The sequence below is a fragment of the Streptomyces sp. CA-111067 genome, assembly GCF_050956065.1.
GTDB lineage: Bacteria > Actinomycetota > Actinomycetes > Streptomycetales > Streptomycetaceae > Actinacidiphila.
In genome coordinates this window covers 234,270-258,940 of record NZ_CP192103.1, presented here as the reverse complement: position 1 = coordinate 258,940, position 24,671 = coordinate 234,270, and the positions used below count along the sequence as shown (strand labels likewise).

General features: G+C 75.2%; 19 protein-coding genes. 14 read left to right on the top strand and 5 right to left on the bottom strand.

Annotated features, from left to right (window positions below; genetic code table 11):
• Positions 1-2: 2 nt before the first annotated feature.
• The 11 genes from ACQPW6_RS01060 (at position 3) to ACQPW6_RS01010 (ending at position 18,039) form a co-directional block, all read left to right on the top strand.
• Entirely contained in the window at positions 3-926 is a 924-nt protein-coding gene (locus ACQPW6_RS01060; protein WP_433887578.1) for a dihydrodipicolinate synthase family protein, read from the top strand.
• Positions 927-1,364: 438 nt separating this feature from the next.
• Positions 1,365-2,399: an AfsR/SARP family transcriptional regulator gene (locus tag ACQPW6_RS01055; protein WP_433887577.1), complete on the top strand. Its 1,035-nt coding sequence runs from the start codon at positions 1,365-1,367 to the stop codon at positions 2,397-2,399.
• Positions 2,400-2,404: 5 nt separating this feature from the next.
• The gene (locus ACQPW6_RS01050) at positions 2,405-5,077 is read left to right on the top strand and encodes a TOMM precursor leader peptide-binding protein (RefSeq protein WP_433887576.1); all 2,673 of its coding nucleotides are present in this window, start codon (positions 2,405-2,407) and stop codon (positions 5,075-5,077) included.
• On the top strand, positions 5,067-7,010 hold the full coding sequence (locus ACQPW6_RS01045; RefSeq protein ID WP_433887575.1) for a TOMM precursor leader peptide-binding protein: 1,944 nt from the start codon (positions 5,067-5,069) through the stop codon (positions 7,008-7,010). The genes ACQPW6_RS01050 and ACQPW6_RS01045 overlap by 11 nt, the downstream gene beginning before the upstream one ends.
• 117 nt (positions 7,011-7,127) lie before the next feature.
• The gene (locus ACQPW6_RS01040; RefSeq protein WP_433887574.1) at positions 7,128-8,714 is read left to right on the top strand and encodes a nitroreductase family protein; all 1,587 of its coding nucleotides are present in this window, start codon (positions 7,128-7,130) and stop codon (positions 8,712-8,714) included.
• Positions 8,715-8,718: 4 nt separating this feature from the next.
• On the top strand, positions 8,719-8,868 hold the full coding sequence (locus tag ACQPW6_RS01035; RefSeq protein WP_433887573.1) for a hypothetical protein: 150 nt from the start codon (positions 8,719-8,721) through the stop codon (positions 8,866-8,868).
• Positions 8,865-11,651 carry a lantibiotic dehydratase gene (locus ACQPW6_RS01030; protein WP_433887572.1) on the top strand — a complete coding sequence of 929 codons (2,787 nt, stop codon included), beginning with the start codon at positions 8,865-8,867 and terminating at the stop codon, positions 11,649-11,651. The genes ACQPW6_RS01035 and ACQPW6_RS01030 overlap by 4 nt, the downstream gene beginning before the upstream one ends.
• Positions 11,648-12,724 carry a lantibiotic dehydratase C-terminal domain-containing protein gene (locus tag ACQPW6_RS01025; protein ID WP_433887571.1) on the top strand — a complete coding sequence of 359 codons (1,077 nt, stop codon included), beginning with the start codon at positions 11,648-11,650 and terminating at the stop codon, positions 12,722-12,724. The genes ACQPW6_RS01030 and ACQPW6_RS01025 overlap by 4 nt, the downstream gene beginning before the upstream one ends.
• Positions 12,725-14,376: 1,652 nt before the next feature.
• On the top strand, positions 14,377-15,324 hold the full coding sequence (locus ACQPW6_RS01020) for an ABC transporter ATP-binding protein (protein WP_433894384.1): 948 nt from the start codon (positions 14,377-14,379) through the stop codon (positions 15,322-15,324).
• A 37-nt stretch (positions 15,325-15,361) separates the two neighbouring features.
• A complete protein-coding gene (locus tag ACQPW6_RS01015) occupies positions 15,362-16,114 on the top strand; it encodes an ABC transporter permease (RefSeq protein WP_433887570.1) in 753 nt (250 codons plus the stop codon).
• Entirely contained in the window at positions 16,111-18,039 is a 1,929-nt protein-coding gene (locus ACQPW6_RS01010; RefSeq protein WP_433887569.1) for a TOMM precursor leader peptide-binding protein, read from the top strand. The genes ACQPW6_RS01015 and ACQPW6_RS01010 overlap by 4 nt, the downstream gene beginning before the upstream one ends.
• A 92-nt stretch (positions 18,040-18,131) precedes the next feature.
• On the opposite strand, the gene ACQPW6_RS01005 is transcribed toward ACQPW6_RS01010, so the two are convergent.
• Entirely contained in the window at positions 18,132-18,320 is a 189-nt protein-coding gene (locus ACQPW6_RS01005; RefSeq protein WP_093711265.1) for a thiazolylpeptide-type bacteriocin, read from the bottom strand.
• A gap of 161 nt (positions 18,321-18,481) precedes the next feature.
• Here ACQPW6_RS01005 and ACQPW6_RS01000 point away from each other — a divergent pair, with 161 nt between their 5' ends.
• The gene (locus ACQPW6_RS01000) at positions 18,482-19,762 is read left to right on the top strand and encodes an amidohydrolase (protein ID WP_433887568.1); all 1,281 of its coding nucleotides are present in this window, start codon (positions 18,482-18,484) and stop codon (positions 19,760-19,762) included.
• Between the two features lie 58 nt (positions 19,763-19,820).
• Here the strand turns inward: ACQPW6_RS01000 and ACQPW6_RS00995 are convergent, their stop codons facing one another.
• Both ACQPW6_RS00995 and ACQPW6_RS00990 read right to left on the bottom strand, forming a co-directional pair.
• A complete protein-coding gene (locus ACQPW6_RS00995) occupies positions 19,821-20,009 on the bottom strand; it encodes a hypothetical protein (RefSeq protein ID WP_433887567.1) in 189 nt (62 codons plus the stop codon).
• Positions 20,010-20,344: 335 nt separating this feature from the next.
• The gene (locus tag ACQPW6_RS00990; protein WP_433887566.1) at positions 20,345-21,016 is read right to left on the bottom strand and encodes a TetR/AcrR family transcriptional regulator; all 672 of its coding nucleotides are present in this window, start codon (positions 21,014-21,016) and stop codon (positions 20,345-20,347) included.
• A 91-nt stretch (positions 21,017-21,107) separates the two neighbouring features.
• Here ACQPW6_RS00990 and ACQPW6_RS00985 point away from each other — a divergent pair, with 91 nt between their 5' ends.
• Positions 21,108-22,316, top strand: a complete 1,209-nt coding sequence (locus ACQPW6_RS00985; protein ID WP_433887565.1) for a cytochrome P450 family protein — start codon at positions 21,108-21,110, stop codon at positions 22,314-22,316.
• 126 nt (positions 22,317-22,442) lie between these two features.
• Entirely contained in the window at positions 22,443-23,282 is an 840-nt protein-coding gene (locus ACQPW6_RS00980; RefSeq protein WP_433887564.1) for a patatin-like phospholipase family protein, read from the top strand.
• Positions 23,283-23,301: 19 nt separating this feature from the next.
• Here the strand turns inward: ACQPW6_RS00980 and ACQPW6_RS00975 are convergent, their stop codons facing one another.
• Both ACQPW6_RS00975 and ACQPW6_RS00970 read right to left on the bottom strand, forming a co-directional pair.
• Positions 23,302-24,180, bottom strand: a complete 879-nt coding sequence (locus ACQPW6_RS00975) for a DUF4232 domain-containing protein (protein WP_433887563.1) — start codon at positions 24,178-24,180, stop codon at positions 23,302-23,304.
• Entirely contained in the window at positions 24,164-24,652 is a 489-nt protein-coding gene (locus ACQPW6_RS00970) for an RNA polymerase sigma factor (protein ID WP_433894383.1), read from the bottom strand. Before ACQPW6_RS00970 ends, ACQPW6_RS00975 begins: the two co-directional genes overlap by 17 nt.
• Positions 24,653-24,671: the final 19 nt, after the last annotated feature.

Below are 24,671 nucleotides of genomic sequence, written 5' to 3'. Positions count from 1 at the left end.
CCGTGACCCATCTGCTCGCCACCGTCACCGTGCCGCTGGTGACCGCGTTCGACCGCGAGGGGCGGCCCGACCCGGAAGGGGTGGCCCGGCTGCTCGGGCATGTCGCGGAGGGCGGGATCAGCTCGCTGATGCTGCTCGGCAGCAACGGGGAGGGCGTCGCGGTGGAGACCGCGGAGGTCGGCCCGTACGTGGCCGCGGTACGGGAGCGGTGGGCGCGGCTGGCCGGCCCCTCGGGGAAGGTGCTGGTGGCGGTGTCGGGGCCGGCCACCCGGCAGACCCTGGCCCGCGCGCGAGCGGCGCTGGACGCGGGCGCCGACGCGCTGGTGGTGAACGCGCCCTACTACTTCCGGCACACCGACGAGGAACTGCTCGACCACTACGGCCGGGTGGACGCGCTCGGCGGCCGGTGGATCGCCTACAACATCCCCCGCTACACCGGCAATCCGCTCGGCCCGCAACTCGTCGGGCACCTCGCGGCGTTGGAGCACTGCGCCGGGGTCAAGGACAGCGGGGGAGACCCGGCCGTGCTGGCCGGCTTCGTCGCGCACGCCGCCGACAGGCCGGGGTTCGCCGTCAGCCAGGGCGCCGAGTCCGCGATGGTCGACGGGCTGCTGGCCGGAGCCGTGGGCATCACCCCGGGCCTGGCCAACCTCGCCCCGGGGCCTTGCGTGTCGCTGCTGACGGCCGTCCAGGACGGTGACGAGCCGGCCGCCCGCGACCGGCAGTCGGCGCTCGACCGGCTGGCGGCGCTGCACACGATCCGGCCGGGCGTCGCCGCGACCAAGGCGGCGCTTGCGCTGCTCGGCCTGCTCGACGGCCCCGCCGCCGTACCCGCCGCGCCCTTCCGCCCCTATACCCCTGATGAGAACGCGCGGCTGTCCGCCCTGCTCCACGCGTCCGCCGAGCTGCTGCCCGGCGGGCGGTGAGCGGGGGCCGGTCCGAGTTGTGGAATAGAGTGCCCCAAAAAGGCCGCCACCAGCCGTCCTCCGGAAATCTTCTATTCATGCCGCTGCAATACGTGCGCGAAATGTCCGATTGTCGGTCTCCGAACGGAACGCACTCGTCCGGTGTGTCCTGATTCCGCAAGCCGAGTCGCCTTTGGGGGCATGTCTCCACCGGATAGCACGGCAGTTCAGTGGCGTCATGTTCATTTCCTCTAGACAAGGTAAAGCGGCTGCCGTACCGTCCTCGGTGGCGTCAATTGGCGGGACCACGTGGTCTTTGCCAACCGGTGCACTCCCGCCGGGAACCGGCGCCACACGGGGCTACGGGGATGGTGGAGTGGTGTGGGCCGGCTTGACGCGCGCACGAACGGAACGGGCTTATCCGCTGGCGAACGCGCACGAGCGGCACCCCACGGCGAGGTGACGCGCTTTCGCGTGCTCGGCATGCTGACGGTGACCGACGGCCGCGATTCGGTCGCACTTCAGCCGTCGCGCCCGGCCGCGCTGCTCGCCGCATTACTTCTCCACGCTAATTCGGTGGTCTCCGCCGACTTTCTCCAGCGGGTTATCTGGGGCGAGGAGACGCCTGCTCAGGCCAAGTCGGCATTGCATAGCTGCGTACTCAGGCTGCGCCGGCTGTTCACCAAATACGGTATCGCCGGGAACGCCATCGAGGCTGTTCCCGGCGGCTATCGGCTCACCGCGGATGCCGGCACTCTCGACCTCGTACAGTTCCGTGAACTGCTCGCCGAGGCATATTCGCATCGGGACCCGGAGAGCGAACTGCGGCTGCTGCGCGCGGCGCTCGCACTGTGGCGTCCGCCGCTGCTCGGCAACGTGCCCTCCGACCTGCTGCACCGCGACGAGGTGCCGCGGCTGCACGAGGAGTGGCTGCGCGCGATCGAGCGGGTCTTCGACCTCGAACTCGCCCGCGGCCGGCACCGGGAGGCGGTCGCCGAGATCTGGCCCACCGCACGCGCCCACCCGCTGCACGAGCGGTTCGCCGAGCAGCTGGTGGAGGCGCTGAACCGGGCCGGTCGGCGGGCCGAGGCGCTCGCCGAGTACCGCAGGGTCAAGGCGCACCTGGCGCGGCACCTAGGCGTCGATCCGGGTCCCGCGCTGCAACGCCTCGAACTGGCCATCCTGCGCGGCGAGCCCGATGTCCCGGCGGAGGCTTCGGTGCGCGTCGCGGCGAACAGCGGCGGCGCCGCCGCCGAGCCCGGCCCCGTACCCGGCGCAGGCCCGGTCAGCGGCGAACGCGTGCTGGACAGCCTGGTCGGCGCGGGCCTGCTGGAGCGGGAACCGCGCGGGCTGTACCGGATGCACGAACTGCTGCGGGTGTTCACCCGCGCGGCGGCGGACGGCGGCGTCGGCACGCACGGCCCGGCCGCCGGGCACGGCCCCCTCATCAGCCAGCGGCCCGGCGCCGTGGAACTGCACCAGACGGAGGCGTGACTGACATGGTGTCACCGAACGAGGCGTACGAGGAGATCGCCGGGACCCGGCCGCGGGTCCGCCGGGACGTGCTCTACACCCAGACCCCCACCGGGGCGCACTTCCACAACGCGCGCGGCGGGTTCAGCGTCGTGATGCCGTCCGCCTACCGGTTCGCCACGCTGATCGTGCCGCACCTCACCGGCGACAACACCGTCGAGGCGCTCTGCCGGGGTCTGGGGGACAAGCAGCGCGATCTGGTGGTCCGACTGATCGGCACACTCTACGCGCGTGGTTTCGCCCGCGACGCGGTGCCGCCGGCGCCCGGCGCGGCGCAGCCGGAGCCCGCTGTAGCGCGCCGCTTCGCCGCGCAGATCGACTACGTGGACCACTACGCGGACGACCCGGCGGGGCGCTTCCTGCGGTTCCGGCAGACCCGGGTCGCGATACTCGGCGACGATCCGGTCGCCCGGTGGGCGGCGCTCAGCCTGCTGCGCAACGGCTGCGCGGCCGTCGCGGTACCGGCCGGCATCGACACGCCCGCCAACGCCTTCGCCGAAGTGCGGGACGAGGCAGCCCGGTTGCGGGCCGACGACTGCCCGGCCGCGCTGGACGTCCTCGAATCACCCGCCGGGCCCGGCGAGTTCACCCGCGCCGACCTGGACGGCTTCGACGTCGTCCTGGCCACCGGCGAGCAGGCGCCCCGGCAGACCGCGCTGCTGCTGGCCGCCGGGCTCCCGGCCGCCGTCCGGCTGCTGCCCGCCTGGCGGTTCGGCGGCTCCATGGTCATCGGCCCCCTGACGAGCGCAGGCGCCCCCGGCTGCTGGACCTGCGCGGCCCTGCGCCTGGGCGCGAACGGCGACCCCTCGGACGCCGCCGACCTGTGGAGCTCCCTGGCCCCCGCGGCCCCGACCCCCGCCGGCCCGTCCCGAGCGGTCAGTGCCCCGCTTGCGGCGATGATCGGCAACCTGCTCGGCTACGAGGTCTTCCGCCTGACGACTGGAGCGCTCCGGGCGGAGACCGACGGCCGCTTGATCGTCCAGAACCTTGACTCCCTGGACACGGTGGCGGAGCCGCTCCTGCCGCACCCGAGGTGCCCGGCGTGCGGCGCGTCGGGGGAGGCGACGGCGGTCCGGACGCGTCCTGCGACGTTGGACGGCGCCCGGTCGGCGCCCCTCGGGGCGGGGGCGGATCTCGCCGACCCGGAGGCGGCCGGAGGAGCGGCGGCTGCGCCTGCGGGGTCCGCGACGCCGGCCGAGGGCGTTGCGGCGGGGAGTGGCCGGGCGGTGTCCGTCTCGCGGGGGGAGCCGGCCGCCGGTGTTCCGGCGGGGTCGGGTCCGGCTGGGGATCTGCGGCTGGTCTCTTCACCGACCGAGCCTGGTTTCGGCGGGTCCGAGGCGGGCGGAGGCATCCGGGCCGCGGCTGTGGCCGGGGGAGCGGCGTCGGCCTCGGAAGTCCTTGGCGCGGACGGTTCGGCAGGCGGGCGGGTCTCGGCGCCCGGGACGGGCTCCGGGGACGGAGATCCCGTTGCCGCCGGAGTGGATCCCACCGGGGATCTGCGGGTCGACTCCCTCGCCGACGAGTCGGGCGCCGTGCCCGACGAGGCGGGGGCCGAGGAGGATGCCGCGCAAGCGGCGCTCGCGGAGATCGCCGATCGGGACGTGCTCGTCCAGCCGGCCGCCGGGGTGTTCCAGCGGTTCGCCGATGACACCTGGGCGCAGACTCCGCTCAAGGTCAGTACCGTCGCGCTGAGCACCGGGCACGGCGTCCAGCGTGAGGTGAGCGCCTTCGACGTTCATCATGTCGCCGGTGCGCGGCTGCGGGCGCTCTACCGTGCCGCCGAGGTCTACGCGGAGCACGTCGTGCCGCTGCCCGAGCCGCTGACCGGCGGCGCACTGGAGGCGGCCCGGCGCAAGTGGGCCTCCGCCGAGACCGGACGGCTCGCCGTCAGCTCCGGCCTCGGCGCCGACCCCGGGCCCGCCTGGTGCGCCGCCACCTCGCTGCTCAGCGGGGAGACCGTCCTCGTGCCCGCCGCCGCGCTGCGCCCTTTCGGCGCCCACAACCACGGCCGGCTCGCCGAGCCCACGGCCGCCGGCACCGGTGCGGGCGGCTCGCCGCGGCAGGCGGCGGCCCGCGGGCTGCTCTCCGCTCTGTGCCACCACACGCTGCGCCGGTCGCTGTCCGGTGAGGTCGGCGCCGCCCGGATCGGGCTCACCGCGCTGGAGGAGGCCGGCGACGCCGAACTGACCTTCCTGGTGCGGTCGGCCGCCAACCTCGGTGTGGAACTCGGCGTACTGGAGCTGGGCAGCACCGAACAGCGCCCGGTGCCCGTCGCCTTGGCCCGGGCCGGCGACGCGCGCTGGACGGCCGCCGCCGGGCTGACCCTGCGCGAGGCGGTCCGCGACGCCGTGCGCGACCTGCTCGGCGCCGTCCAACTCGCCCACGAACCCCAGGCACCGGCCGTGATCGACACCGGGGACCCGCTGATCCGGGACCTCGCGCCGACCGCGATCCGGGGCTCCGGGAACAGCCGGGCCGAGCTGGACGCCGCCACCACCTGGAGCGGCCTCGCCGACCGGCTGCGCGCGGACGGAACCGACGTCCTGGCGGCCCCGGTGCACGCCCCCGACCTGGCGGCCGGCCGGCTGTACGCCACCCGGATACTGCTGCTGTCCGGCGGGGCGCCACATGACCACTGACCTGCGCCCGCGGCCCGCCATCTCCGAGGAGGGCCCGAACACCGCCGCGGCCGACCTCGGCGAGCTGATCGCCGTCTCCCTGGCGGCACTTGGCGACGGCGAGCGGACCGGGACCCGCGTCGAGGTGTCCGCACTCGGCCTGCGCGACGAACTGCGCGCCACTGACGGACCGGCCGCCGGGGTCACCGCCGTACACCTCTACGGGCAGCACGCGCTGGCCGGCCCGTTCGACGCCGACGGCACCCCGGGCTGCGCCCGCTGCCTGGCCCGCCGCTGGCAGGGCGTACGAACCCGCGGGCTGCGGGAGGCACTTGAGCGGGGCGCCGGCACCCGGGAGGCCGGAACCGCCCCGTGGGCGGTGCCGTTCGTCGCGGACGCCCTGGCCGCACTGCTCGCCGGGCAGCGCCCCGCGCCCACCGCGGACCGGTTCCCGTACGCCTTCCTGGTGGACCTGGAGACCCTCGCCGTCACTCGCTTCAGCTTCGTACCGGACGCCGAGTGCCCGCGCTGCGGCGACCGGCCGCCGGACACCGCCGCCAACGCCCTCGTGCGGCTGGCGAGTTCGCCCAAGCGCGCGCCGGACGACTTCCGACTGCGGCCCGCCGAGGACTACGACGTGCCGCTCGAACCGTTCGTCAATCCGGCCGCCGGGATGCTCGGCCCGTCCGTCGTGCCCGACCTGGTGTCCGCCTCCACCTCCTCCACGGTGGGCTCGTTCCTGCTGCGCTCGGGCGACTACCTGCGGGAGTGCTTCTGGGGCGGGCACACCCCGCGCTTCCGCTCCAGCGTGCGGGTCGGCCTGCTGGAGGGCCTCGAACGGTTCGCCGGGATGCGCCCGCGCGGCCGGCTCACCCAGGTCACCGCCGCCTACGACGACCTCGGCGAGCAGGCCCTCGACCCGCGCGACTGCGGCCTGTACACCGACGACTTCCACCGGGCCGACCCCACCGTCCGGCCCTTCGCTCCCGACCGGCCGATCCCCTGGGTCTGGGGCTACTCGCTGCGCGACGAACGCCCGGTCCTGGTACCGGAGATCATCGCGTATTACCACGCACCCGGTGGCCTGGAGCACCGATTCGTGCAGGAGAGCTCCAACGGCTGCGCGTCCGGCGGGAGTCTGGCCGAGGCCGTCTACTTCGGCCTGATGGAGGTCGTGGAGCGGGACGCGTTCCTGCTCGCCTGGTACGGCAGGGCCCGGCTGCCGGAGATCGACGCCGGCAGCAGCCGCAGCCCGCAGACCAGGGCGATGATCGACCGGCTCGCGATGTACGGCTACCGTGCCCGGTTCTTCGACACCCGGATCACCTTCCCGTTCCCGGTCGTCACCGCCGTCGCCGAGCGGATCGACGGCGGACTCGGCCGGCTGTGCTTCGGCGCGGGCGCCGGACTCGACCCGGAGGCCGCGCTCGCCGCGGGCCTGTGCGAGATCGCCACCGACGCGGTCAACCTGCGGCGCAGGACCGTACGCGAGGAGCGCAGGCTGCGGGCGATGGCCGCCGACTTCGGCCGGGTCCAGGTGCTGCACGACCACCCGCTGCTCTACGGGCTGCCGGAGATGGCGGGCTACGCGGACTTCCTGCTGGCCGCCGCACCGGAGCGGGGCGCGCCGGTGGAGTTGGGCGAACTGGCCGCGGGGCCGGCGGCGGTGGCGCCGGGGAACGACCTGCGCGACGACGTCGGCGCGTGCGTCGAGGCGGTGGCCGCCGCGGGGTTCGACGTCATCGTGGTCGACCAGACGATGCCCGAGCAGCGGGCGCTGGGCCTCCACACGGCCGGCGTCATCGTGCCGGGACTGCTGCCCATCGACTTCGGCTGGACGAGGCAGCGCGCGCTGACGATGCCCAGGACGCGTACGGCGCTGCGCCAGGCGGGCCTGAAGCAGAACGAGTTGACCGCCGCCGACCTCAACCCGGCCCCGCACCCGTTCCCTTGACGCCGCCGCCACCGGAGGACCCGCACCCAGCACACCGGACCGGCCCGCCGCCCCGCCCGTACCGACCCGCCCGCACCGAGCGAGACAAGAACCGAGCGAGACAAGAGAGGAACGACCGTGGGATTCGCCCATGAGTATGCGACCGCCATCGTCCGGCGCGGCAGGTATCCCATGGAACCCGCCGACTTCGTGCCCGACTGGGCCGACCGGCCGCGCAAGGGCAAGCACTTCCCGGCCGCCGAGTCGTTCCCGCTGCCGGCCGGTGCGGAGCCGGCCGCCGGCGCCACCGTGCAGCGCGGCCTGCACGGGCCGCGCGGCACCGGGTCGTTCACGCTGCCGCTGCTGGCCGGGATGCTCTACGACTCCTACGGCCTGGTCGGCCGTCGGCTCGCCGTGCAGGCCAACTCCGACCTCGGCACGCTGCCGATGTACACCCAGGCCAACTGGTCCCGGGGCACCGCGTCCGGCGGCGGCCTGTACCCGGTGGGCGTGCACTGGGTCAGCGGCGCGGGCGGCCCGCTCACCCCCGGCGTGCACTACTACGACACCCGGCACCACGAGCTGCGCCGGCTGCTGGCAGGCGATGTCACCGGTGAGGTGCGGGCCGCCGTCGGCGAACCGGCCCGCGGCTACGACCAGTTCCTGCTGCTGACCGTCCGCTTCTGGCAGAACGCATTCAAGTACAACAGCTTCAGCTACCACGTAGTCACGATGGACGTCGGCGCGCTGCTCCAGACCTGGCGGATCTGGGCCAGGGCCTGCGGGCTGCGCTTCGCGCCCGCGCTGTGGTTCGACGAGCCCCGGCTCGGCGGCCTGCTCGGCCTCGACCCGCAGGAGGAGGGCGTCTTCGCGGTGCTCCCGCTGGCCTGGCAGGGCGACGGAAGCCACGGCGGCCCTCCGAACGGCCCGGCGCCGCGAGTGACACACGCCGACCAGGAGCGCTCCCGCCGCGTGTTCACCTTCGACACGGTCGACCGCATGCACGCCGCGACCCTCGAAGACGCCGCCCGGCGGCCCGCCCCCGAGGCGCTGCAAGCGCTGCCGCCGGCGCCCGCGCCCGAGCCGAGCGGCGAGCCGGTCCCGCTGCCCGCCGCCGAGCCGCTGACCGCCGAGGTGCGGACGGCGCTGCGCGAGCGGCGCAGCAGCTTCGGCAGGTTCCAGGCGTCCCGGCCGCTGCCGGCCGCCGCGCTGTCCACCGTGCTGGCCGCCGCGGAGACCGCCGGCACCCTGGACAGCGACGTGGAGAGCCCGGACGCCGAGCCGCTGACCAGGCTGTACGTCTTCGTCAACCACGTCGCGGACGTCCCGCAGGGCGTCTACCGCTACGACCCGGCCGGCGGCTCGCTGACCGGCCTGCGGACCGGGCCGCCCGGCGACTTCCTGCAGCGCAACTACTTCCTGGCCAACTACAACCTGGAGCAGGCCGCGGCCGTCATCGTGCCGGCCGCCCGCACCCCGCAGGTACTCGACGCCGTCGGCGACCGCGGCTACCGGCTGGTGAACGCCGTGGTGGGCGGGATGTCGCAGGCCGTCTACACGGCCGCGGCGGCGGCCGGCCTGTCCTGCGGAGTCGCCCTCGGCTTCGACGCCATCTCGTTCACCGAGGAACTGGCGCTCGACGAGACCGGGGAGATCCCGCTGCTGATCATGATGATCGGCGACGAACGGCCGCGCCCGGCCGACTTCCGGTACGAGATCGCCTGAGCCGATGACCACATCCACGCCCGCCCAGCCCACGCCCACCCCCGCGCCCGCGGAGCCGGTACCCGCCGAGCCGGTACCCGCCGAGCCGGTACCCGCCGGGGCCGCCGCCACCGCCCGCCGCACAGAGCAGGCCGCACCGAGGGGAGCCGCATGACCGCCGCCGTGCCGGAGACCGCCGCCGACCGCCGGTCCTGGCTGCTGCACCGCCGCTTCGTGCTGCGGGTCGCCGGACTTCCGGTCGAGTCGGTGCACGGCCTGCGCGACCCCGACAGCTGGCAGTGGTCGCACCGGGTGCTCGACGCCGAGCGGCGGATCGCCGGACTCGGCGCCGAACTGACCGATCCGCTCACCGAGTTGGTCAAGGCCACCGAGGATGACGGATACCGGCGCCGGGTCCTCGCCCTGCGCCGCCAGGTCTTCAACAACCGGCTGCCGAACGACCCGGTCGCCGCTGGGGAGTTGGCGGCAGCGGTCGGCGGGAGCGCCGGCCGGCTGCTGGCCGAGTGGCTGGCCGCCCGGCTCGAACTGGCCGACCTGCACGGCGAAGGAGCCGGCCTGCTGGCCGACGGCCTGATCCGCGCCCGCGCGCACCTGCGCCAACTGGCCGCCGAGGACCGGCTGCGGCTCGGCCTGCCGCTCGCCTCGCCCACTCTGGACGGCCAGTTGGACGCCTTCATCGCCGACCGCTCGGCCGTACCGGACAAGCGGGCCAGGAAGAAGGAGCGCTCGCTGCTCGGCTACGTCCACCGCACGGCCTGCAAGACCAGCCCCTTCAGCACGTTCACCGCGGTGGCAGAGGGCCGGTTCGCCGACGGCGCCGCCGAGGTGCGCACCGGCGGCCGATGGACCAGCCACCCCCGGCTGAACGTCGTGGTGCTGGCCAGGCTCGCCGAGCTGATCGCCGCCGACACCGCCCGCCGCGGCGACCTGCCGGTGGTGCTCTCGGCCGGCTGGGAGGTCGACGACGACCGGGTCAGGTACGTGCGCCGCTCGGTGACCGCGGGGGACGACAGCGCCGCGGTGAGCTTCGACGCCGCCCACGACCGGCTGTTCTTCCTGCGCCGCAGCGGCGTACTCGACCGGATGATCGGGCTGTTCAGGGACCGCCCCGCGCTCCGCTACGCCGAACTCGAGGTGTGGCTCGCGCACTCCACCGAGTCCCCGCCGGACGAGGCGGCCCGCTACGCCGCCACCCTGCTCGACCTCGGCATCCTGCAGATCACCGGCCTCGACACCGATGTGCACGCCCCCGACCCGCTGCGCTCCTTCCAGTCGTCGCTGCGCGCGCTCGACCGCCGCTGGGCCGAGGAGACCGCCGCCCGGCTGGACGCCCCCGCCGAGTGCGTCGAGCGCTACGCCGGGGCCGACGCGGCCGGACGGCGCCGGCTGCTCGGCGCCCTGCGCCGCGAACTGCGCGCGCTACAGGCCGCGTTGGGCGACGAGCAGGCGACCCTGCCGCAGACGCTCCTCTACGAGGACGTCCGCGAGGAGCCGGTGACGGCGGACCTGGCGCGCTGGACGGAGCTGGCCGCCGAGCCGCTGCACGCGCTGACCGGCATGCTGCCCGCCTTCGACGTGGCGCTGCCCCAGCGGCTCACCCTGAAGGGCTTCTTCCTCGCCCGCTACGGCCGCGGCGGGCGCTGCGAGGACCTGCTGCGCCTCGTCCACGACTTCCACGAGGACATCTTCACCCAGTACCTCCAGTTCACCTCGCTGAAGTCGCCCTGGGCGGCCGACGGCGGCCACGCGCCGGAGGAGAACTGGCTCGGCATGCCCGAGGTGACCGCCCTGGACCGGGCCCGCGCGGAGTTCACCCGGCGGATGCGGGAGACCTGGGCCGAGCACCCGCAGGGCGCGGACGAACTGCGCCTGGACGAGGCCACCGTCGAGGCCGTCACCGCCGAACTCGCGCCGCTCGGGCGGTCGTTCACACCACACAGCCACTTCGTCCAGCTCGCCGACCGCGAGCGCGACCCGCTGGTGGTGCTGAACAACTCCTACGGCGGCCTGTGTTTCCCCTTCACCCGGTTCACCCAGCTCTTCGACGGCGGGCAGGCGGATCGCGACGGCCTGGAGGAACACGCCGGCCTGACCGCCGAGTTGCGTGAATCGCTGCGCGACTGGCAGCCCCCGGGCGCGGTCTTCGCCGAGATCACCGCGGGCTCCGCGACCACCAACCTCAACCTGCACGTCAGGCTCACCGACTACGAGATCGTCTGCCCCGGCGAGACCAGCACCGCCCCGGCCGCCGGGCGGATCGACCTGGACGACCTCTACGCCGAGCACGACGAGGCCGACGACCGGCTGCTGCTGCGCTCCCGCCGGCTCGGCCGCGAGGTCGTACCGCTGTACCTCGGCTATCTGGTCCCGATGGTGCTGCCCGAAGTGCCGCGCACCCTGCTGCTGTTCTCGCCGACCTCCCGGGCCCGTCCCGACGTCTGGCGCGGAGTGCCGGAGGGCCCGGCGACCGCCGGAGTGACGGTCCGGCCGCGGGTCCGCTACCGCAGCCTCGTACTGCACCGGCGGCGCTGGACCGCCGCCCCCGGCGCCCTCCCGGTCCGCGGACCCGGCGACGACGACGCGGCGTTCTTCCTCTCCTGGCAGCGCTGGCGGCAGCAACACGGCCTGCCGGAGCGGGTGTTCGCCACCGTGCGGGAGGACGGCCCGGAGGGCGGCGCCGGTGCGGTCTTCGGCGGCGGATCGAAGCCGGTCTACGTGGACTTCGCCGCCCCGCTGTCCCTGATCGCCCTCGACGCGCTGACCGGCGGCGGCCGGACCGGCGCCGCCTTCGAGGAGATGCTCCCCGCGCAGGACGAGCTGCACGTCCGCTCGCCGCGCGGCCGCCACGTCGCCGAACTGGCCGTGGAGATCGTGCCCCGGGCCGCCGCACCGGCGGACCCGACGGACCGGCCAGGAAGGCAGGACACCCCCGCATGACCGCGAACCCGGCAGACCCGCCACCAGTGGCCGCGACCGCGCAGCGCCCCGGCGACTGGCAGGCGCTGCACGTCTTCTACGCCGCGAGCACCCGCCCGTTCCTGCTCCTGTGCGCCCGCCCGCTGGTCACCGAACTCACCCGGGACGGGCTGCTGAGCGGCTGGTTCTTCATTAACTACTGGCTGGAGGGGCCGCACATCCGGCTCCGGCTGCGCCCCTCGTCGGCCGCCGCCGGGCCGGTGGTCGGCGCCCGGGCCGCCGCCGCGGTTGACGACTTCCTGCGCCGCCGCCCCGCGCTGTACGAGGTGAAGGGCGGCTTCCTCGCCGACCTCTACAACACGCTGTTCGAGCTGGAGTTCCCCGGCGAGGAGCGGTCCAAGCTGGTGGACGAGGACGGCCGGATGCGGCTGCGCCCCAACAACTCCTTCAGCGCCGAGCCCTACGAGCCGGAGTACGGCAAGTACGGCGGCCCGGCCGGGATCGAACTGGCCGAGTGGCACTTCCAGCAGTCGAGCGAGCTGGTGGTGGAGGCGGTCGGCGCCAAGAACCTGCACCTGCGGTCGGTGCTGCTCGGCACGTCGGCGCAGCTGATGATGACCATGTCGGGCTGCCTGCTGCCGGACCGCACCGCGCTGCTGGAGTTCCTGGACCGGTACCACGACTTCTGGAACTCCGCCTTCGCCGGCACCAACCTCACCGCCCAGGACGGCTACGACCGCGCGTACCGCAGCATGGACGCGGCCCTGCCGCGCCGCTTCCAGGAGATCCGCCAGGTGGTCGCCGAGCCCGCGCCCGAGCGGCTGCCGGGCTTCCTGCGCGGCTGGGCGGAGCACTGCATGGAGCTGCGCGACCGGGTCGGCGCCGCGGCCCGCCGCGGCGACCTTGTCTTCCGCTCCTGGGACGGCTCCCGCGACCTGCCGGTCACCGACCCCGGCCAGGCGCTGCCGATGCTGCTCTCGCCCTATATGCACATGACCAACAACCGGCTGTCGGTGACCGTACGCGACGAGGCGTACCTGTCCTACGTGCTGGCCCGCGCGCTGCGCGAGCCCCAGCCGTCGGTGGCGCCGTGACCGCCGCGGGACTGCTGGAGCTGCGGCCGTCGCTGCGCCCCGGCGTCCTGGTCGGCCCGGCACTGACCCGCGGCCCGGCCGCCGTCCACCTGCTGAAGAACCAGGACACCGGAGCCCGGCTGGAGGTCGGTGCCAAGGAGCACTTCATCATCGCCCGGCTGGACGGCAGCCGGTCGCTCGCCGATATCGGCGCCGAGTACGCGGCCGCGTTCGGCACCCGGCTCGGCGACGCGCAGTGGCAGCAGATGCTGCGGGTGCTCTCCGCCCGTGAACTCCTGGCCTGGTCCACGCCGTCGGAGGCCGGCAGACCGGCGGGGACCGGCGACGGCGCTCCGGCCACCGCCGCGCGCGGCCCGGCCGCCGTGACCGGCCCCGCTCCCGCAAGGCCCGCGCCCTCCGCCGGGCCGGGCGCCGGCGGGGAGTCGGCCCGGCCCGGGCATGCGGCGGCGAACGCCGGAACGCCCGGCGCGGGCGGGGTGTCGGTCCGGCCCGGACATGCGGCGGCGAGCGCCGGAACGCCTGGCGCGGGCGGGGTGTCGGCCCGGCGCGGGCATCTGGCGGGGAACGCCGCAACGCCCGGCGCCGGCCGCTCGTCACTGCTGAGCGGGACCACCCGGATGGTCGCCGACGCCCCGGCGCTGATGGACCGGCTGCACGCCGCCACCGGCTTCGCCCGCCGCCGGGCGGTCGTCGGCGCGCTGCTCGCGCTGTGCGCCGCGCTGCTGGTGGGGGAGGGGATCGCGTTCGGCACGCTCGCCGACGACACCTCCCGGCTCTACCGGCAGCCGGTCACCCTCTTCGCCGTCGGCGCCGCGCTCTGGATCAGCCTCGGGCTGCACGAACTCGCGCACGGCCTGGTCGCGCGGGCATACGGGCTGCGGGTCGGCGAGATCGGGCTGCGCCGCCGGTTCGGGCTGATGACGTACCTGTACTGCGAGGTCGAGGACGTGCAGTTCCTGCCCGGGCGGGGCAGGCAGATCGCGGTGGCCGCCGCCGGAGCGGTGGCGAACCTGCTCTTCCTGCTGCCCTTCGCCGTCCTGCGGATGCTGCTGCCCGACCACGCGCAGGCGCTGCCCGCGCTCGGCGGCCTGCTGCTGCTCGGCACCGCGATGGCGCTGCTCAACCTGGTGCCGCTGCCGCCGCTCGACGGCTACAAGGCGCTCGGCTACGGCCTCGGCACGCTCCAACTGGCCTCGCAGAGCCGGGTCTTCACGGGTCTGATGGTCGCCGCCGCCCGGAGGGACGGCGCGAAGGCCGCGCTGCGGGCGTACCCGCGCCGGCTGCGACTGGTCCACGGTGGCTACGCGGCGCTCTGCGCACTCATGGCCGTCGCCGCGCTGGCGGTGGCCGGACTGCTGTGCCGGCAGGCGCTGCCCGACCGCTACGGCGACTACACGCCGTACCTGCCGGAAGCGTTCGTCGCCGCCGCGGTGTGCCTGCGGCTGCTGGGCCTGCGCGCCGCCGCGCTGCGGGAGCGCGCCGCACTCCGCCGCGGTGAGCGCGCCGCCGGGACCCCGGCCGCGACCCCGGCTGACGCGCCGACCCCGCCGGAGCACGCGAGCCGCCCGGCACCCGAACGCCGTCCGGCACCCGAACACCGCCCGGCACCCCAACACCGTCCGGAACCCCAACACCGTCCGGAGAAAGGCGACATGAAACCACTCCACGCCCCGGCGAAGTCCGCCGCGGAGCCCGCCTCGGGCCCCGCCGTGGTGCTCGACGGCGTCACCAAGCACTACGGCGAAGTGCACGCGCTGGACGGGGTGTCGCTGACCGTCGGCCAAGGCGAGTTCTTCGGCATCCTCGGGCCGAACGGCGCCGGCAAGACCACCCTGGTGGAGATCGTCGAGGGCATGCGCAAGGCCGACGCCGGCACGGTGTCCGTCTTCGGCCGCAGCCCCTGGCCGCGCGACATCGCGCTGCTGCGGCGGATCGGCGTGCAGACCCAGGCGTCGGCGTTCTTCACCCGGCTCACCGCATGGGAGCACCTGGAGACGGTGGCCGCGCTGCATGGCCTCGACAGGGCCGCCGCCCGCCGGGCGCTCGACCTGGTCGGCCTCGGCGACAAGGAGCGCAGCCGGGTGGACGATCTGTCGGGCGGCCAGCGGCAGCGCCTCGCGCTGGCCACCGCGCTGGTGCACGAGCCGGACCTGATCTTCCTCGACGAGCCCACCGCCGCCCTCGACCCGGAGGCCCGCCGCTCGCTGTGGGGGGTGCTGCGCGAACTGCGCAGCGAGGGCCGGACCATCGTCTACACCACGCACTACCTGGACGAGGCCGAGGCGCTGTGCGACCGGGTGGCGATCATCGCCGGCGGCCGGCTGGCCGCGCTGGACACCCCCGGGGCGCTGATCCGCGCGCTCGCCGCGCCGGCCCGGCTGCTGGTGCCGGCGGACCGGATCACCCCCGACCAGGCCAGGGCCATCGAGGGCGTGGACCGGGTGCTGGTCGAGAACGGCGAGGTGGTGATCGAGACCCGGGCCGCCAACCGGGTGCTGGTGGCGGTCGGCGCGTTCGTCGACATGGACGCGATCCAGACCCGTACCGCGACCCTCGAAGACGCCTATCTGCGGCTGACCGGATCGGAGCACCGCCCGTGACCGCCCCCATCGCGCCCACCGGATCGGAGCACCGCCCGTGACCGCCTACACCGCGCTGACCAGGGCCGCGTACCTGGCCTCCGTACGCGACCGGACCACCGTCTTCTTCACCTTCGCCTTCCCGCTGGTCTTCCTCGTGGTGTTCGGGCTGCTGTTCCGCGGCCAGTCGGTGGACGGCGGCCTGGCCTACATCAACTACGTGGCACCCGGCGTGCTGTCCTGGGGTGTCGGCAACGCCGCGCTCTTCGGGCCCGCGTTCGCCCTGATGCACTGGCGGCGCGACGACATCCTGCGCCTGGTGTGGCGTACGCCCACCCCGCTGCCGACGGTGCTCGGCTCGCGGTTCGCGGTCGCCGTCGCGGTGGGCCTGGCCCAGGCCGTGCTGTTCACCGCGGTCGCGCTGCTGCCCATGTTCGGGCTGCACCTGTCGAGCAGCTGGCCGCTGGCCCTGCCGCTGCTGGTGTTCGGCGTGGCGGCCTTCCTGGCGATGGGCCTGGTGGTCGGCAGCCTCGCCGACACCCCCGAGGCGGTCGCCGCCATCGCCAACTGCGTGATGGTGCCGATGGCCTTCCTGTCGGGCTCCTTCTACCCGGCGGACCTGCTGCCCGGCTGGATCCAGACGATGTCCTGGCTGCTGCCGCTGCGCTACCTCGACCACGGCCTGACCAACGTCCTGGCAGGACGCGGCGGGCTCGGATCGCTCGCCCTCGACTGCGGCGGCCTGGCCGCCTTCGCCGTGCTGTTCGGGCTCATCTCGGCCCGCACCTTCCGCTGGAGCAACCGGACATGACCCTGGACACCGCGCCGAGGCCCCTGCCCGTACCCGAACCCGGCCCGCTTGAGCAGGCCGGACGCGACCTGGAGCTGCGGCTCGCCACGCGTACCGCGGCGGCGCCCGCGGTCGCCGTCCTCGGCGCCCGTGATCTGCTGGGCACCGGCGCCGGACCGGACACCGAACGGCGGGCCGCGGCCACCGTGCACCTCACCGCCGACGCCGTGCTCGTCGGACCCTGGGGCGGCGCACCCGACGCCGCCCCCGCCTGCGGCTGCTGCCTGGCCGTCCGCTGGCAGCGGTTGCGCACCCGTACCGAACGCGAGGCGCTGGAGACCGGCCTCGGCTCCGCGGCGGCGGGCGCCTGGCCGGTACTGCCCGACTACGCGGTGGACGCCGTCGCCGCGCTGTGCGAGGCGCTGCTCGCCGCCGGCGCCCGCCCGCCCGCCGCGGCGCTGCCCCAGGTCACCCGGTACGACCTGGAGACCGGACTGATCCGCAGCCACCCGCTCCTGGCAGAGCCGCTGTGCCCGAACCCGGCCCACCCTGCCCCGGCGCCCGGCCAGGATGCCGGGCTCTCCGCGCGGGAGAAGCCCTCCGCCGGGCGCTACCGGCTGCGCGCCCCCGCCTCGTACGACCTGCCGGCCGCCGCGCTCGCCAACCCGGTCTGCGGGGTGCTGGGCGCCGGCACCTGGAGCGACGTCACCTCGCCGACCACCGCGCCGGTGGCCGGCAGCGTCTTCATGCGCGGCTACGCCGGGCTGACCGACGTCACCTGGAGCGGCCAGGCCAACTCCTTCGCCGCCAGCCGCGACCTGGCCTTCCTCGAAGGGCTCGAACGCTACGCGGGCACCCACCGCCGCACCCCCGGCGGCCTGCTGACCGACTCCTACGACAACCTCGGCGACCGGGCGCTCGACCCGCGGACCTGCGGGAGCTACCCCCCGCAGACCTACCGCGACGACCCGATGCTGGCCCCGTTCGACCCGGCCCGGCCGATCCCGTGGGTGCCGGGCTGGTCGCTGCGCGACGGCCGGAGCGTGCTGGTCCCGGCCCGGCTGGCCTACTACAGCGCGGGCACCGGCGCCGACGGCTTCGTCTTCGAGTGCTCCAACGGCTGCGCGATCGGCAGCTGCCTGGAGGAGGCCGTGCTGTTCGGCCTGCTCGAGCTGATCGAACGGGACGCCTTCCTGCTCGGCTGGTACGGCGACGCGGCGCTGACCGAGATCGACCTCGGCTCCTGCGACAGCCCGGTCATCGGCGCGATGACCGACCGCGCCGCGCTGTGCGGCTACGACGTGCACGTCTTCGACAACCGGGTGGACCTCCCGGTGCCGGTCGTCACCGGCCTCGCGGTGCGCCGCGACGACGGCCCCGGCACGCTGGCCTTCGCCGCCGGCGCCGCCTTCGACCCGCAGACCGCGGTGGAGTCGGCGGTCTCCGAGATCCTCACCTACCTCCCGCACCTGCCCCGGCAGGTCGGCGAGCGGCCGGCCGAACTGGCCGCCATGGCGGCCGACTTCAGCCTGGTGCGCCGGCTGCCCGACCACGCGGCGCTGTTCGGCCTGCCGCAGATGAAGAGCCATGTCCGCGGCTACCTGGAGCCGCCCGCCGTGAAGCCGCTGGCCGAGGTCTACGCCGACTGGCAGCGCCGCCGGCCGCGCGGCCTCGACCTGCGCGAGGACGTGCTGTGGTGCCGGGACGAGCTGGAGCGCGCCGGGTACGAGGTGATCGTGGTCGACCAGACGACGCCCGAGCAGCGGCGGATGGGCCTGCGGACGGTCTGCACGATCGTGCCGGGGCTGCTGCCGATCGACTTCGGCTGGTCGCGGCAGCGCGCGCTGACCATGCCCCGGCTGCGTACGGCGCTGCGCCGCGGCGGGCTGCGCTCCGACGACCTGGCGGAGGCGGAGATCCGCCGGGTGCCGCACCCGTTCCCGTGAGGGGTTCCGCAAGGCGCCGGCGATCGGGAACGTGCCGGGACGTGCGAAGGGTCCGCGGGCCGGGGAGCCGGCCGCGCGGACCCGACGGGCGATCAGGCCGTGCAGCTGGTGGTGCTGGTGGTGCTGGAGCAGGTGCTCGTGCTGGAGCAGCTGGTGGACGACCCGAGCATGACCTCGCTGGCGTCCGAGTAGTCGGTGATCTCGAAGGTCTCGGACTCGAGCTCCAGGATCTCCTGGGCCAGCGAGGCGAGCGGCGTGTCCAGCTTGGAGATGTCGGCCATGAGGTGACTCCTTCTCGGCGGTGGGCACGGCCCGGTCGGGCCGCCGCACCCTTTCTACGCGCGTCCGCTGGCGGATCCGGCTGCCGACCGCTGTCATCCCGCTGGCACCACCCGACCCGGCACCGCGCAGCCGCTGCCGACGCCTCAGGAGGGAGACCGAGTTGACGACCACGGCCGCACCGGTCGCGGCCGGCGTCCTCGCCGGCGCCGCGGAGCTCTACCTCGACCTGCACCGGCACCCGGAGCTGTCGGGCGCCGAAGCGCGCACCGCGGACCGGTTCGCCGACCGGCTGGCCGCCGCGGGCTGCGAGGTGACCCGGGGGATCGGCGGCCACGGCGTCGCCGGCATCCTGCGCAACGGCCCCGGCCCGGTGGTGTGGCTGCGGGCGGAACTCGACGCGCTGCCGGTCCTGGAGGACACCGGGCTGCCCTACGCCAGCACCGTGACCGCGCCGGGCCCCGACGGCGCGCCGGTACCGGTGACGCACGCCTGCGGGCACGATGTGCACCTGGCCTGCGCGGCCGGCGCCGCCGCCACCCTCGCCGGGGCGGCGGACGAGTGGCGGGGCACGCTCGTGGTGATCGGCCAGCCCGCCGAGGAGACGCTCAGCGGCGCGGCGGCGATGCTCGCCGACGGCCTCTACCGCAGGTTCCCCGTGCCCGACGTGGTGCTGGCGCAGCACGCCGTGCCGCTGCCGGCCGGTCTGATCGCGCACGCGGCGGGGCCGCTGCTGGCCGGCAGCGCCACCGTCGAGGTGGTGCTGCACGGCCGCGGCGGCCACGGCGGCGCGCCGCAGCTCACCGTCGATCCGGTGGTCACCGCGGCGGCGGTGGTGCTGCGGCTACAGACGATCGTGTCCAGGGAGACCGGGCCGGGGGAGCCGCTGGTGGTCACCGTCGGATCGCTGCACGCGGGCGCCGGCGGCAACGTGATCCCCGACCGCGCCACCCTGGAGGTCACCCTGCGGGCCTTCTCCGCAGCCGGCCTCGACCGGGCGCTGGCCGCCGTCCGGCGGATCGTCGGCGCCGAGTCGGCGGCGGCCGGGGCGCCGCGCGAACCGGAGATCCGCGAGCTGTCCAGGTCGGGGCCGACGGTGAACGAGCCCGCGCTGACCGCCGAGTTGCGCGCCGCGCACGCCGCCGCGCTGGGGGAGCACCGGGTGACCGGCTGGCAGCCGTCGACGGCCACCGAGGACTTCCCGCTCTACGGCGACGCGGGCCGCGACCTGCACGGCAGGACCGGCGTCCGGACCGGCTACTGGATGCTGGGCTGTGTCGGCCCGGCGCAGTGGGCGGCGGCCGGCGCGGACGCCGCCGAGCGGCTGGCCGCGCTGCCCGGCAACCACTCCCCGCGCTTCCGCCCGCACGTCCGGCTGACCCTGGAGACCGGCATCACCGCGCTGGTGATCGCGGCCCGAGCCCGGCTGGGCCCGGCGAGGTGAAGCGCGGATGGGAACCGCACCACGCGAACCCGTTTCTGACGCCCCGTCCGACGTGCCGTCACTTCTCCTTGAACGCCTTGCGCAGCGCCCGGCCGCGCCCGACGGCGACCTTGTCCGCGTCCGGCGCGTCCAGACCGGCCGACCAGGGACGCACCCGCGTTTGCGGCGCCTGCGTGAAGGCACCGCGATCCGGCGTGCGGGCCCGCTGCACGGCGGTGGTCAGCGCCGGCGGCAGGACCGAGCGCACACGCCGGCAGGCTCGGTCCGTCCGCCGAGATGCTGGGCGCCTCGACCCCTTGCCGAGGGCCGGCGAGGGCGTGGACGAGGCGAGGGGATCGGGCCCACGGTTCGGCCGGGTTCGACCCGTAGTGGCCGTCGGCGTCGGCGAGTTCGGCCGCGGCCGTGCTGAACGCCGCGACGGCGCTCACCGTCAGCCCCTGGTAGGACGTCGCCTGGGTGGTCAGGCCCTTCCGGTAGCTGCTCGGCAGGGTGTCGCGGGCGTTTTCGAGCGCGCGGATCAGAGCTCTCAGACCGTCCCACGACATGCCCGGACCCGGGTAGCGGGACGGTTGTACGCCGGCGTCAGGGCCGGAAGTCCGCGAGCACCGCGCCGAACTCCGGCTCCGTCAGCGCCGGGCCGGGCAGCCCGGCGCCGGCGGGTCGGGCCAGGAAGCCGTCGAGCAGCAGCGCCAGCGGCCTGCGCCAGCCGCCCGGCGCCACCGCCGCGAGCGCGGGCACCACCCGGCCCAGTGCGAGCAGCGCGAGCAGCAGGTCGGCCGGCTCCACGTCGGCCCGCACCGTGCCCTCCCGCTGCGCCCGGCGCAGCAGGCCGGTCACCGTGTCGCGGTTGTGGGTGTGCAGCGCCTCCAGCGACGGCACCCCCGGCAGCCCGGTGGTCATCAGGTCGTTGGCGCCGCGGTCGCCGGCGAGCATCGTGAAGACCCGGTCGAGGTAGGAGGCGAGGCCCGGCCACGGCTGCTCGGACTCCCTGGCCGCCTCGCCCGCCTCCCGTACCCGCTCCAGCGGCTCGCGGAAGATCTCCTCCACCAGCGCCCCCCTGGTCGGGAAGTGCCGGTAGAGGGTGGCGTTGCCGACCCCGGCCCGCCGTGCGATCACATCGAGCGGCGCCTCCACGCCCTGCTCGGCGTAGACCGCGTGCGCCGCCGCGACCAGCAGCTCCCGGTTGCGCGCCGCGTCCCGCCGCCGGGGCCGCGGCTCCTCGGCGGACGGCTGCCGCGCTTTGCCGCTCTCCATTCGGGCACCGTACCCGACGGGGGCGGCCACCCGCCCTGCTAGGTTGCACCAAACGGGGACTACTCCCCGTTTCCTTCCAGGAGGTATCGCCTTGCCGGCACCCACGCTCCGCGAACTGGCCCCCGCCGGGCTCGACATCGACGAGGACCCCTACCCGCTCTACGCCGCGCTGCGCGACCGCGGTCCCGTGCACCGGATCACGGTGCCCGGCACCGGCGAGGTGTGGCTGGTCGTTGCCCGCGACGAGGCACGGGCCGCGCTGACCGACGCCCGGCTGAGCACCGACGTGCGGTACTCCTCGTCCTCGACCGACGACGGCGGCTACGCGATCGGCCGCAACATGCTGCAGGCCGACCCGCCCGAGCACACCCGGCTGCGCGCCCTGGTGGCCCGCGAGTTCACCGGCGGCCGGATAGCCGACATGCGCCCGTACATCGAGTCGGTGGCCGGCGCCCTGGTGGACGCGCTGCCGGCCGACGGCGAGGCGGACCTGGTGCAGGAGTACGCGCTGCCGCTGCCCATCACGGTGATCTGCGCGATGCTCGGCGTGCCCGAGTCCGACCACGCCGACTTCCACGCGTGGTCGACCGAACTCGTCACGCCCACCTCGCCGCAGGCCGCGGCCGGCGCGGCGACCGCGATGACCGGGTATCTCGCCGCCTTCATCGCGAGCCGGCGCGCCGAGCCCGCGGACGACCTGATGAGCGCCCTGGTCGGGACGTCCGCCGCGGGCGAGGGCGTGCTGTCCGCCGAGGAGCTGCTCGGCATGGCCTTCCTGCTGCTGGTCGCCGGCCATGAGACGACCGTGAACCTGATCTCCGCGACCCTGCACAGCCTGCTCCGCCACCCCGGCCAACTCGACCTGGTGCGCGCCGATCCGGCCCTGATCGAGGGCGCCGTCGAGGAGTCGCTGCGGTTCAACAGCCCGGTGGCCGCGGCCGCGTTCCGGTTCGCCGCCGAACCGCTGGAGATCGGCGGCACCGCCGTGCCCGCGGGCGACTCCGTGCAGATCTCGCTGGCCGCGGCCTCGCGCGACCCCGGGCACTTCCCGAAGCCCGACCTCTTCGACGTCCGGCGCGAGGCCCGCGGCCACCTCGGCTTCGGGCACGGCATCCACCACTGCCTGGGCGCCCCGCTGGCCCGCGCCGAGGCCGCCGTCGCGCTGCGGATCCTGCTCGAACGCCGCCCCGTGCTCGGCTTCGCGGCCGACCCGGACGCGCTGACCTGGCGCACCGGCACGATGCTGCGCGGGCTGGCCCGGCTGCCGGTCCGGCTCGGCGGCCCGGGGGCCGCCGGCTGACCCGTCCCGCGTGGACCACCGCCGCGCGCCGGTGCTACCGTCGGCCTCAGAGAAAACGGGGACTACTCCCCGTTTCATGGCGGAGTCCGTGCGCCGGCGAGCGGGCGGCTACCTGGGGGAGACGGCATGCGGGGAACGGCTCTGGTCATCGGCGGCGGCGGATTCACCGCGGCGGCCTGGGAGATCGGTGTGCTCAAGGGGCTCGCCGACGCGGGCTGCGACCTGTCGGAGGCCGGGCTCGTGGTGGGGACCTCGGCGGGCTCGGTCACCGGCGCCCGGATCGCGGCCGGCACCACGCTCGACGTCCTCTACGAGGAGGAGACGAGCGGCCGGCCAGACCCCCTGGACCTGCACATCTCCCTTGCCACCACGGCCCGTTACCTGCTGGCCGCCCTCGGCGCCCGGTCCTCGCCGGCCTCCGCCCGCCGCCTCGGCCGGTTCGCGCTCGCCGCCCGTACCGTCACCGAGGACGAGGTGCACGAGGCGATCGGGAAGCTGCTGCCGGTACGGGACTGGCCGCGCCGCCCGCTGCTGGTGGCCGCCGTGGACACGGCCACCGGTGAGGTCACCGCCTTCGACGCGGCCTCCGGCACCGGCCTGCCGCTCGCGGTGGCCGCCTCCTGCGCCGTGCCGGGCATCTGGCCGCCGATCACCGCCGCCGGCACCCGCTGGATCGACGGCGGCGTCCGCTCCAGTGTCAACGCGGGCCTCGCGCAGGGCTGCGAGCGGGCCGTCGTCCTCGCGCCGATCCCCAACGTGCCCGGGCCCGGCCCGAAGGCGGCCGACGAGGCCCGGGCACTGGAGCGTTCGGGCACCCGTACCGCGCTGCTCGTCCCGGACCGGGCGGCCCGCCGGGCCTTCGGCCGCAATCCGCTGGACGCCCGCCGCCGCCCCGCCGTCGCCCGCGCCGGGCACGCCCAGGGGATCGCCTTCGCCGGCCGGGTGACCGCCCTGTGGCAGGACTGACCGGCCGGGCGGCCCCCGGTCAGGCCGGCGGGTTGCCGGTGCTGCCCTTCAGGAACGGGGTGACGCTGAACAGGTCGCCGCAGTCGGTGACCTGGCCGCTGATCACCAGCGGGTCCAGGTTGCCCGGCGGGTAGATCCGCAGCTCGGTGGACTCGGGCAGGCAGGTACCCATGTGGTTGGTGGTGTGGATGGTGTCGCTGGCAGACGCCCCCGGTGCCAGTACGACCGGCTGGTAGCCCATCGGCTGGCGGGTGGCCGGCCGGCCGATCTGCTTGCCGCCGCCGTCCAGCATCGACAGGCCCGGGTAGCCGGTCAGATGGCAGGCGGTGCCGCTGTGGTTGGTGATCACCAGGTACCGGTACAGGTTGCCCGCGCCGGCGTCGCTGCCGCCGAGCGAGGCGGTCAGCTGCGAGGTCGCGCACATCGGGGTGCCGGCGGGGGTGGTCGGGGTCGAGGTGGGCGTGCTGCTCGGACTCGCGCCGGTGGTGGTCGGGTCCGGCGCGTGCGAGGCCGGGCCGGTGGGCGGCGGGACGGGCGGCCGCTGCGTCGGCTTCCCGGTCCTGGTGCCGGTGGCGGTGTCCGACGGGGTCGGCGAGGGCACGGTCGTCACCCGAGAGGTGCTGAACGGGGGAGTCTCCACCGGGTGCGAGTCGTCCGACCTGACCGATCCCACCAGGTAGAAGGACCCGGCGAGCACGGCGACGGCGAGGCTGCCGCCGGCCGCGGCCCGGACCCGGCGGCGGCGGGCCGCCCGGCGCCTGATCCGTTCGAAGGCGCCGGAGGGCGCCGGCAGGAACTCGGTGGCCGGGCGCAGCAGCGTCTCCAGCGGATCGGGGCCGCCGCCCGCGTCGTCCGTGCCGCCGATGCCCTCCATGCCGTCCTCAGGCGATCCGGTCATGCTGCCCCCCGAGCCTGGCGCGCAGCAGTTCCCTGGCCGCGTGCAAGTCGGACTTGACGGTGCCCTCCGGACGGCCGAGCAGCGCGGCGACCTCGCGGATCGGCAGGTCGGCGTAGTAGTGCAGCAGGGCGGGAGCGCGCATCCGCTCGGGCAGCGACTGGACGAGCATGCGCACGGACGGATCACCCGCCTCCGCTTGTGGCTTCACGATCTCCTCCGTGGTGACCCGGCGCAGCGCCCGCCGCTCGCGCTCCATTTTGCGCCAGTGGTCGCGGACCAGGTTGGCCGCGGTGACATAAAGGAACCCGGTGGGCTCGTCGACCTTGGTCCAGCGCGCCCACAGCCGGGTGAACGCCTCCGAGGCGATCTCGTGCGCGGTCCCGTCGTCGTCCACCAGCCGGCGGCACCAGCCCGCCAGCCGCGGATAGATCGCCTCGAACAGCTCGGAGGCCGCCCGCTCTTGGGCCCGGATGCCGCTCACCTCGCTCGGT